Source organism: Pseudomonas meliae (assembly GCF_001400515.1).
GTDB classification, from domain to species: Bacteria; Pseudomonadota; Gammaproteobacteria; order Pseudomonadales; family Pseudomonadaceae; genus Aquipseudomonas; species Aquipseudomonas amygdali.
The window spans coordinates 1-9699 of sequence record NZ_LJQT01000108.1 but is presented as its reverse complement, the minus strand read 5'-3'; the positions used below and the strand labels follow the sequence as shown (position 1 = coordinate 9699).

Sequence of the window (9699 nt, the reverse complement as noted above, 5' to 3'; positions counted from 1 at the left end):
GCCGTTTTCCGTCTTCTTCGACAAGTGGATGTGCAGCGAAACGATTACTTTAAGGTGGAAGCTACTGACCTGGTCAGTCCAGCCCCCTGCCCTGCTCAATCATCAACATCTCCCGTGCTTTATCCAGGCCATTGTTGATCAACCTGGCTTGACCAATGAGTGTGCCTGAAGGCACTGGCCGCACCTGAATGTTTCAGCTAGTCGATACACCCGAAAAACTTAGCCACGTCGTCGTATATCGCCGACAAATAGAGTTGCATACGTACGTACATACGTATAATGTGTGTAAGGAAACCCACCCTGTTGTGCCTGGCGGCTACCAGGCGAAACAATTTGCGTCTAGGAGCAATATCATGAAGCGCATTTCTTTATGGTCTGTAGATCGGGACGATACTCTTCACCTCGATGATGAGATCGTAAAACTGGAAGATGCTCACTCGGTGATGATTGCCGCAAACCGTGCCCTTGTTGAGGGGGACGGTTTGAGCCTCACCCGATTAGGCTTCGATATCGACCACATCGAAGATCTAAAAGAACGTCATGCACAAGGGAAGCCGGGCTTTCCTGGGTACGTCATGCGCAATCTTCAGGACACCATCCAGCAGCTCTCTGACTTGAAACGAGGGGCCAATGACGGTCGCGGCGCGAAGGTAGTTGATCAAAATTGAATCCCTTGGAGAATACGTGCGCACTGTACGTGCGTACGTATGATTAAGAGAGCAAACGGTTTATCATTACCCTCACTTCAATTTCTATGGGGGCCTGTCATGGCATCAAGTAAAGACATTTCGCAAGCACCTTCTCAGCCGAAGCGGAGCCCGAAAACCATCACTATGCGCGATGACTACCATGATCGCCTTCGCAAGCAAGCCGTCGATCAAAATACTGCTATGTCGTTCCTGATTGAGCAAGCTCTGGAAAAGATGTGGGGTATCGAGTCAACAGAATCAGGCAATTAACAATCGAGCGGGTTCGTTCCGAGCCCCGCTTAACCCGCTTCGCCCTCCTCTACCCTCCCTTCTTGATGATGATTTTAGCCTTTGATCGCTGCGGGCTAAGGATTAGTCGCGCCTGAAATACTCCTTCCAACCATCTGTTGTTACTAGCAACAGTCCAGAATTCCGGTTCAGGTTTTTGATGATAAAAAGCTAAATAACCTGAACTATGGTGTTTACAACCATATATCAGGGTATATACTGATTTCATCAGCAGAAAGGAGACATGCTATGAACCCGAACGTAGAAATGACCGAAGATGTCGCAACGTATGTAGATTTCAATCAGTTGTTCTTCACACCTCGGTTCGCTGCCGATTGCTTCGGCCTTACGACTCGCCGTCTGAAAGACATTGAAGAAGCGAACAACATCGAGATCCGCCGTGTTCCGCGAGGGACCGTCACATCTCGTGTGTATACGCCTTCGGATCTATTCGATCTGGCTGCACTTCGTCGCGAGCTTGGCCATTTGAAAGGGTTGGCACGCCAAGTTGTTATGTCGACTTACATCTCAAAGGGGGGCACCAACAAGACCACGACAGCTGTAGGCCAGGCTATCACCTGTTCCCTTGCTGGCCTGCGTGTATTGTTGGTCGACAATGACCCTCAGGGCGATACCTCGAGCATGCTTGGGTATGATCCAGACGCCACCCCGGAAGACTTGCAGGAGCCGAATTGTTGATGGGCACCTCGGCCACTTGATCAGTCCAATGCTTCGCATGCGTTCGTTTCAACCAAAAACTCTCGATGAAGTCATCAAGAAACCATTTGGCGAAAATGGCCCTCATCTCATCCCCGCCGATGCTTCTTTGGAAGACCTGGGTGTGGCACTGGATGCGGCCAATAATAGTGATATGTGGTATGCCAAGTGGGTTGAAGATGGCGCAGCGGGAAAGATCAACGGCTGCGACCTTTCGCGGTACGACGTAATCATCTTTGATAATGCTCCTGCCGGTTCGCGTCTGACAAAGAACTCAGTAGCTGCCAGCGATCTGCTCATGAGCCCTGTCAGAATGGATAAGTTTTCATTTAAGGCGATCTTACGGCTGCATGATTGGTGCGCAGGCTTCGCTCGTGAATACGGATTCGCTCCAGAACTGGTAGCTGTGCCAACCATGTTTTCAAAAGGTCGGCCTCGTATGCTGAACAACCTGTACCGGTTGAACCAACTTTTCCCAGGCAGGGTGACCGAGGAAAGGATTTATCATTCTGCCGATTACGTTAACTCTCTTGATGATGGTGTTCCTCTTATGTTCTGGAAAAGCGCTAATCGGGACACCATCGAGAACGCACGCGCTGTGCATGCCGAGGTGCTGGAGAAAATCCGGCGTGTTGCAGCACAGCCTCTGGAGTGACTGTTGCTAGTCACAACAAAACCAACATCTACTAAAAGTGTTGCTACTAGCAACAGGGCAGGATTTTGTTGCTTGTAGCAACAGCCCAATGGAGTGTTGCTACTAGCAACACAGGAGGGTGAGTTATGAAGTCGACCGACTATCCAGGTAAGCCAAGCACGGCAATGGCGTCTCTGCGTCAACCGGCGGAAATGCCTCCAACGTCGAGCAGTCGTCGAAGCAGATCTGCGATGCTCGAACAGGCAATGGGCGATGGCCAGGTTGCCGATAGTACGCAGCTTGTGGCCCCTAGCCCGCGAGAGGGTGTATTCATTCCCAAAGATGAATGGCTAGAAGATGTTCTGGTTGAGCTCATCGACCGGTCTCCATATCAGCCTCGAATGATCTTTGACCAAGCGAAGTTAGAAGAACTCGCCGGTTCTATCGATTCTGTGGGGCTAGGCAAACCGATCTTGATTCGACCGGTGGGTAACCGCTTCGAGCTGGTGGGTGGTGAGTGCCGCTGGCGGGCCCATAAAATGCTTGGCCGTGTGACGATCAGGGCTTTTGTAAAGCCTATGTCTGACGACATGGCTATGCTGCTAGCCATCACCGATAACATTCAAAATGAGCTCACCGACTATGAAAAAGCCGTGAGTTATCAACGTTATATGCTCAAAGGCGCAGACAAGAGCCAGCGAGCTTTGGCACGCCGCCTTGGTGTCGACCACACTGTTGTGAACCGTTGCCTTGACTTGGTCCAGTTACCCGAGCAGATCAAGGAAATCTTAAACACCAAGCCTCACCTGATCACTGCTAACTATGCAAAAAAATTCCTCGAGCACTCAAAATCTGACGAGAACATTGTTCATAGGGTTGTGATTCAAATGGCCGAGAAGGGGATTGGCCAAGAAGCTGCGCTACGCATGATTGGGCAAAAACTCTCTGCTTGTGGTGGACCCAAGAACCAAGTGGTAGAGCCTCGGAAATTGGAAGGTGTAGGTTCGGTTCGCTTGAATGGACGCAAACTGGAGTTCAAATTCGATAAGCAAGTTGATCCAGAGAAAATCATGAACAAGCTCGCGTCATTCCTAGAATCAGTGGATGTCGCGGAGTTTTCTGCATCAGAATCTCTCCAGGAGTAGGGACTCGTAAGGCAAACAACCACGCAAACCTTGTCGATGTACGTACGTATATAATGTTTTTGTGTTAGACCTTCATCTGGGGCGGCGGCTACCGCCCCAGACGACATACAGTCTAGGAGCAAAAGCATGAGTGGTTTTTCCCACACCCACCAAATCCGCAGCCGTGCCCCTGAGCACTCATTCCCTATTGAATTATCCCTTGGCCAAGTTGTAACCCCATGTGCCTCGGTTGTTAGAGGCATGGTGGAGGATGGTTCTCACCGTCTTTTTGAGGCTCCCCTGGCGAATGAGGTTGTGCGGCTCGGCGCCAAAGCTCGCGACTACGGTTTGCTTTCCCAGAACGGGGCAGCAGATGTCATCCGCAGCTGGATGCGGCAAGTTTCAGCCCAATCTAAGGCCGACAACAGCGGCAAGGTAATCCTGTCGCTGTTCGACATGAGCGGGCAATGGTCTGATCCTTGGGCTGAGGCCGGCTACCAGGTCTACCGATTCGACATCCAAGATGATCCTGAACTTGGTGACGTGAGCAAGTTCGATGTTGAGTTTTTCAAGGAGTTTTTCGGTGATTTTGAGGGAGCGGAGGTGTACGCAATTTTAGCCGCGTGTCCATGCACCGATTTTGCGAATTCAGGCGCAAGGCATTTTCTGTCCAAGGACCTTGATGGTCGAACGGCTGCATCGATTGCGCTAGTTCATCAGACGATGCGATTGGTTGAATATTATCGTCCTGCTATTTGGGCTATTGAAAATCCAGTCGGCCGTATTGAGAAACTGGCAGGGTTACCCCCATGGCGCCTCAGCTTCAACCCATGCGATCTGGGAGAACCATATACAAAAAAAACGCTCATTTGGGGTCGCTTCAACGCCGATTTGCCCGTAGCCCCGGTATTTCCAAGCGATGGCTCCAAGATGCACAAACAGTATGGCGGAAGCAGCCTCGCTACAAAAAATGCTCGTAGTGTCACTCCTGCAGGCTTTGCATACGCCTTTTTCTTGGCCAACAACGCTGCCGATCATCCAGTCTTAGAAATCACTGGCAAGTACGACAGAATTGATCACCGGTTGCTGTTGCTTGCTTTTCAGCACGGCATGGATCTACAGGACCTCTCAGAGCTTCTGGACGATGCCTATTACGACTGCGATGACGACACAGTAACGGAGCTACTGATTAGCCGTTTGGATGATGTGAATCATTCGGTAGTAGAACCTACGGGTCAAATGGCGATGGTGATTTAGCAAGGGGAGGGGAGCCGTTGCTAGTAGCAACAAAACACTGTTGCTACTAGCAACAATGGGTCTCGCGGGAAGGGGTGGACCACAGATTTCTTTGTGTATGCTATATTCTGTATTGAGGCCATAATACGGAATTCGAACATATGTCACTTGAGATCTTCAATCATGACGAATTGATCCAGGAAGTGAAAATGATCCTGGACGGCAAACATCCCACCTACAAAGGCAAGGACGACGCCCGGCGTTTCCTGCAGCGTGCTGTCCGGGATTTCAACTCTGCTGAATTTTCCAAAGATCTGGATCAGCACCGTGAGATCTACGCCAATCAACACGGGTTGGACAGTTCACAAATTGAATGGATCGCCCAACAGGTGAGGTCTGGGACCGAAACGTCCGAGCGGCCTCGCCGGCGTATGCGTTGAGTCAGAACAGCATTCATCCCGAAACCAAATGAAGGAGGTGCATAGTGCTATTACCTTTTGAGCTCGACCCCCAGATTATTCATCACATCATCTACAGCCAAGCTGGTTCGATAGGCAAGGCAGTGATTGAGCTGATCATGAATTCAGTTGATGCCAAGGCTACAACTGTAAGACTCACCATGACCAAGGCTGGATTTGATTGCGTCGACGATGGAACCGGATTTGCCAGTCGCGAGGATGTTGTTCGTTATTTCGGCAGGTTTGGCACGCCGCACCAGGAAGGCGATGCCACGTACGGCCGTTTCCGTTTGGGCCGAGGCCAAATCATGGCGCATGCCAAGACTGAGTGGATATCCAATTGCTGGTCGATGCGTGTTGATACACGCGCAATGGGCTACAGCTACGAGCTTGAGGATCTCAACGAGCCGTCCAATGGTTGCAGTATCACCGGCACCTGGTACGAAACTCTCACCGACCTCGAGCTGATGTCAGCGGTGCAGGAAATCCGGGATTTGGTTCGATACACGCCTATCAGCGTTGAGCTGAACGGGAGGGTCATTACTCGAAATCCGGCAAACGAAAAATGGGACTTTGAGGACGACTGGGCCTACTACCGGGCAAAAGAAGAAGGCCCGGTATCGATCTACAACCAAGGTGTACTGATCCGTCACGACTCCTCGCATGTCTGGGGGGCAGGTGGGCTGATAGTTTCGAAGAAGGCGATCAACCTCAACGTCTCGCGCACTGAAATCCTTCGAAAAACTTGCCCCGTATGGAAGCCCATCGCGAAAGAGTTCAAGCGCTTGGCCGAAGCCGTGTCGGCCAAGTTAGGGGATCACCGCAAGACTGAGGCCCGACGCGAAAAATCGGCTCGTGCGTTGCTAAGTGGTGACGAAAACATTTTTGAAGTGTATGCAAAAGAAGAAGTCATCACACTGCTCCCCGGGAAGCGGCATATCACGCTTTTTGATTTTCGCAACAAGGCGTTCAATTGGCACAAGGGCATGTATACCCTGATCGAGCATGGCGACGACATCCCAAAAGGGGAGGCTATCGCTCGGGAAGGGCTGATTCAAATTGTTCATCCGAAAACCTTGGAGCGGTTCGGTTGCCACAATCACATCGATTTCGAGGAAGCGCTTGAACGGGCTCTTTGCAACATCAGTGAAGCCGCACAGGCCGCCATTGATGGCGGCAAGCGCGCCCCGTGGTTTTGGCGTGGTGAAACACTGGAGGCGCCAGCATTGGCGGCGTACTCCACCTTCCGTGATGCTTTCATAGAAAGAACGCAGATCGTTGACGATCGACAAGCGCTGGACAAAGAAACGCGCAGGGCTTGGACAGCGCTTCGGTGGTGCCTGCAGCACTATGCCGGTGCGTGCGTCGGTGCGGAACGCTACAGGAACGGTACCCTTCGATACGACGAAAAGCGTTTGCAGATCCTGCTTGGCGAATCGAACACCGCCGAGGCATGGACAGATGGCCGGACGTATCTCGCCATCAGTAGCGATGTTGTTAGGCGCCTAAACAGCAAACCGATGGAGACGGTTGCCTACATATTTGGCCTTGTCGAACACGAAGTCGCCCATCAAGGCGACAGTATCGCCTGTGGTCATGATGAAGCTTTCTATCAGCGTTACCACGACATCTCGATCCGAATGGCTCCGGAGCGTCAGCGATTTATGCACAAATGGCTCATGAAATACACAATGAGCTTAGAGCGTGAAGCGCAGAAGAACCGGGGCCGAGCATGGAGCGAGCGATACCTTGTCGACCGGGTAGGCAATGGTCGACTGAAGCGTGGACTGTCGCCAGTCATTGATGATGTGTCTGCAGATCCGGTAGTCATCGAAGCGGTCCCCGAACAAAGCATGACGTTGCTGAGCATCATCAACGCGTCATTGGTTCAGACAGGCGCTTGCCCTGAGCCACCGAATTGGGAGGCTGTTAGAGAGCAGGCGCGCATCGATCAACAGGCTGTGACGGAGCGTGCGCGTGAAGCGCATGAAGTTAGGAAAGCTGAAGACGCTGAGTTTGACCGGTACTTGCAAGGGCTTGAAGACGAAGCCGCTGCAGATGTGCAGAAGATTCTGGCTTTGGGATCTACGGAATTTCCCGAGGGAGTGTTGGCTTATCTGGTAAATGCGGTGGTATGTGGTGGCTACTCTGATGACGATATCAAACGCGCTTGGACCAATAAGGAATGGGAGCACGAGGATCACCCAGGGGAGTATTACCACGAAGACTTCGACCTAAACGAGCCGATCGATCCCGAGCTTGAGGCTGCAATGGATGCAGAGTTTGAACGCGAAATTGCGAATGAGAAACCAATCGGTGCTCAGCTATGGCGCATCGATGAGGATTGTCGCCAGCACATCTACGAGGGTGAAACCTTTTGGTTGCTTGAGCGCAACGCCGCAGCAGCTGGTTTCAGTCAAGTTGAAGCCTATTTGAAGTGGCGGCACAAAGAGGCAGAAGCCTAGCGCGCCTGGTGGCTTGCTGGCCGCTTCCGTCCAGGGCGACAAGTCACCCCGTCCACCACCGGCAGTATAAGTACCACAAAGGGCACGAAGTCGTGCCGATAAGAGGAGAAACATCATGGCTCGAGGAGTTAATAAGGTCATTCTGGTCGGCACGTGTGGCCAGGATCCTGAAGTCCGCTATCTGCCTAACGGGAATGCTGTGACCAACCTAAGTCTGGCTACCAGTGAGCAGTGGACCGACAAGCAAACCGGCCAGAAGGTCGAGAAAACCGAATGGCACCGCGTGTCGATGTTCGGCAAGGTTGCAGAGATCGCAGGTGAATACCTTCGCAAGGGCTCGCAGGTCTACATCGAAGGCAAGCTGCAGACGCGCGAGTGGGAAAAAGACGGTATCAAGCGCTACACCACTGAAATCGTCGTTGACATGCAAGGCACCATGCAGTTGCTTGGTGGTCGGCCGCAGGGCCAGCAGCAGGGTAGCGATCAGAACAGTCAAGCTACTAGCCAGCAGGCGCCGCGTCAGTCTTCTCCGCGGCAGTCTCAGCAGCCAGCACCGCAGCCAGCCGCCGATTTTGACAGCTTCGACGACGATATACCGTTCATGGACCCTTATCGATTCAGTTGGCACCTGCAATGACAGCTTGATCGTTGCAGCAAACCGCTACACCGAGCCCGCCCTGTGCGGGCTTTTTGTTGGCTATGCCATCTAGGCCTCATTGCAATCATCACCCTCGTAATCGAACGTCCTGCAGGTGATCCAGGAAGAAAAAATAGCTATCGGAGTTTGTTTGTTTGTTTGTTATGTAATGGCTATAATCGAAATTCACCTACGGAGGTTTTTGCCATGCGTCCCGTCGATTTCACCCCCGATCAGATCATCGAGGCTGGTTTAGAGCTTCAGAGCGCCGGTCGCTCCATTACTGGTTTCGCTTTGCGCAAGACCGTAGGGGGGGGGCAATCCAACACGGCTAAAACAGGTTTGGGAGGAATACCTTTCCAGCCAATCCGTCGTGGAGTCAGAGCCGGTGGCAGAACTTCCCGTTGAAGTCGCCCAGCAACTTGCGCAGGTCACGGAGCAGCTTGTATCGCGCCTGGGTGCGATGGCCGTGGATATTAATGATCGTGCGGTAAAGGCCAGTGAGCGCCGAGTGGCTGAAGTGGTGCGGGCCGCTGGTGAACAACGTGAGCAGGCCGAGCGGGAATTAGCGGACGCCTCTCAGACTGTTGACGACTTGGAGCAGCAGTTAGATAGCGCACAAGAGAAGTGCGAATCGTTACTGTCAGACCTCAATCAGATCAAAATTGCCAAGCAAGAACAGGCTGTAGAACTTGCCCAACTGCGCGAGCGTTTGGCAGCTGTCGAGAAGGCGGCGAAAGAGGCAGCAGGCAACGCTGCAGCGCAGGTGAAGTTGTTGCAGGGCCAGCTAGAGGAACAGCGCAGGTTGGAGCAAATGGCGCGGGAGCGTGAAGCTCAGGCGACCGGTGCCTTCACGCAGATGGAAAAGCAGCATCTGGAAGATGCCCGCGTATGCCAGGATCTACGCACTGAGTGCCAGGATCTGCGCACCGAGCTGCGCGCACTGTCTTCGTCGTTTGCCCAGTCCGAAGCAGTTAGCGAGAGCCGTAAGGATGAATTGATGCAGCTCAAGCAGGAGCTGAAGGCCGTGCGTTCAGAGCTGAAAACTGCCAACACTGCCGAAGCTACGGCGCTGGGTCGTGAGCAGGCTGCGTTGGCCCGAATTAAGACGCTTGAAACAGCTGCCCGACAGGCGCCCGCCAGGCCTCCCGCGAAAACAGTCAAACCAAAAACCGGAGACAAAGATTCTCAGCTATAGAAGTCTCGGGATTGATTTATGAAGATGCTTCCCTCTTAACTGCAGCTAACTCTCCACAGTTGCTGCCAACTGGTCATGTAGCTCGGGCTCAAAAGAGCTCGACGCATGCCCCAGTCCGGCGTTAGCGGCACAGCTGCTGTGCGCAAGCAGTCATGCCCCCAACGCTTGTTGATCTTGTCCATTACGTTCATCAGCTCATCAGTGCGTACCGGTTGACTAGGTGCGAACAGATCTTGTGAACCGCCCCGGGTTT

Annotated in this window: 8 protein-coding genes and 2 pseudogenes; 9 read left to right on the top strand and 1 reads right to left on the bottom strand. The window is 52.6% G+C overall.

The features are described from left to right. The first annotated feature begins 353 nt into the window (after positions 1–353). From ALO64_RS05200 to ALO64_RS24985, 9 genes and pseudogenes are all read left to right on the top strand, one after another. Positions 354–668: a hypothetical protein gene (locus tag ALO64_RS05200; RefSeq protein ID WP_044345231.1), complete on the top strand. Its 315-nt coding sequence runs from the start codon at positions 354–356 to the stop codon at positions 666–668. Positions 669–767: 99 nt separating this feature from the next. Continuing rightward, positions 768–959, top strand: a complete 192-nt coding sequence (locus tag ALO64_RS05195) for a hypothetical protein (RefSeq protein ID WP_010211637.1) — start codon at positions 768–770, stop codon at positions 957–959. Between the two features lie 267 nt (positions 960–1226). Beyond that, positions 1227–2349: pseudogene (locus tag ALO64_RS26965) on the top strand (ParA family protein). A 125-nt stretch (positions 2350–2474) separates the two neighbouring features. Continuing rightward, entirely contained in the window at positions 2475–3473 is a 999-nt protein-coding gene (locus ALO64_RS05185) for a ParB/RepB/Spo0J family partition protein (RefSeq protein WP_031598620.1), read from the top strand. A 126-nt stretch (positions 3474–3599) separates the two neighbouring features. After that, complete coding sequence (locus ALO64_RS05180; RefSeq protein WP_235378721.1) at positions 3600–4709, top strand: class I SAM-dependent methyltransferase; 1110 nt, start codon at positions 3600–3602, stop codon at positions 4707–4709. Between the two features lie 140 nt (positions 4710–4849). Then, positions 4850–5128 (top strand): hypothetical protein, encoded by a 279-nt coding sequence (locus ALO64_RS05175; protein ID WP_044345225.1) that lies wholly within the window; start codon positions 4850–4852, stop codon positions 5126–5128. A 44-nt stretch (positions 5129–5172) separates the two neighbouring features. Beyond that, the gene (locus ALO64_RS05170; RefSeq protein ID WP_044345228.1) at positions 5173–7611 is read left to right on the top strand and encodes an ATP-binding protein; all 2439 of its coding nucleotides are present in this window, start codon (positions 5173–5175) and stop codon (positions 7609–7611) included. A 115-nt stretch (positions 7612–7726) separates the two neighbouring features. Continuing rightward, entirely contained in the window at positions 7727–8248 is a 522-nt protein-coding gene (locus ALO64_RS05165) for a single-stranded DNA-binding protein (RefSeq protein WP_044345230.1), read from the top strand. 322 nt (positions 8249–8570) lie between these two features. Next, a pseudogene (locus ALO64_RS24985) lies at positions 8571–9446 on the top strand (hypothetical protein); the annotation flags it as partial. 35 nt (positions 9447–9481) lie between these two features. On the opposite strand, the gene ALO64_RS23855 reads toward ALO64_RS24985, so the two are convergent. Continuing rightward, positions 9482–9699, bottom strand: a 218-nt coding sequence (locus ALO64_RS23855; protein ID WP_157058627.1) for a DUF4113 domain-containing protein, incomplete at its 5' end; no start/stop codon positions are given.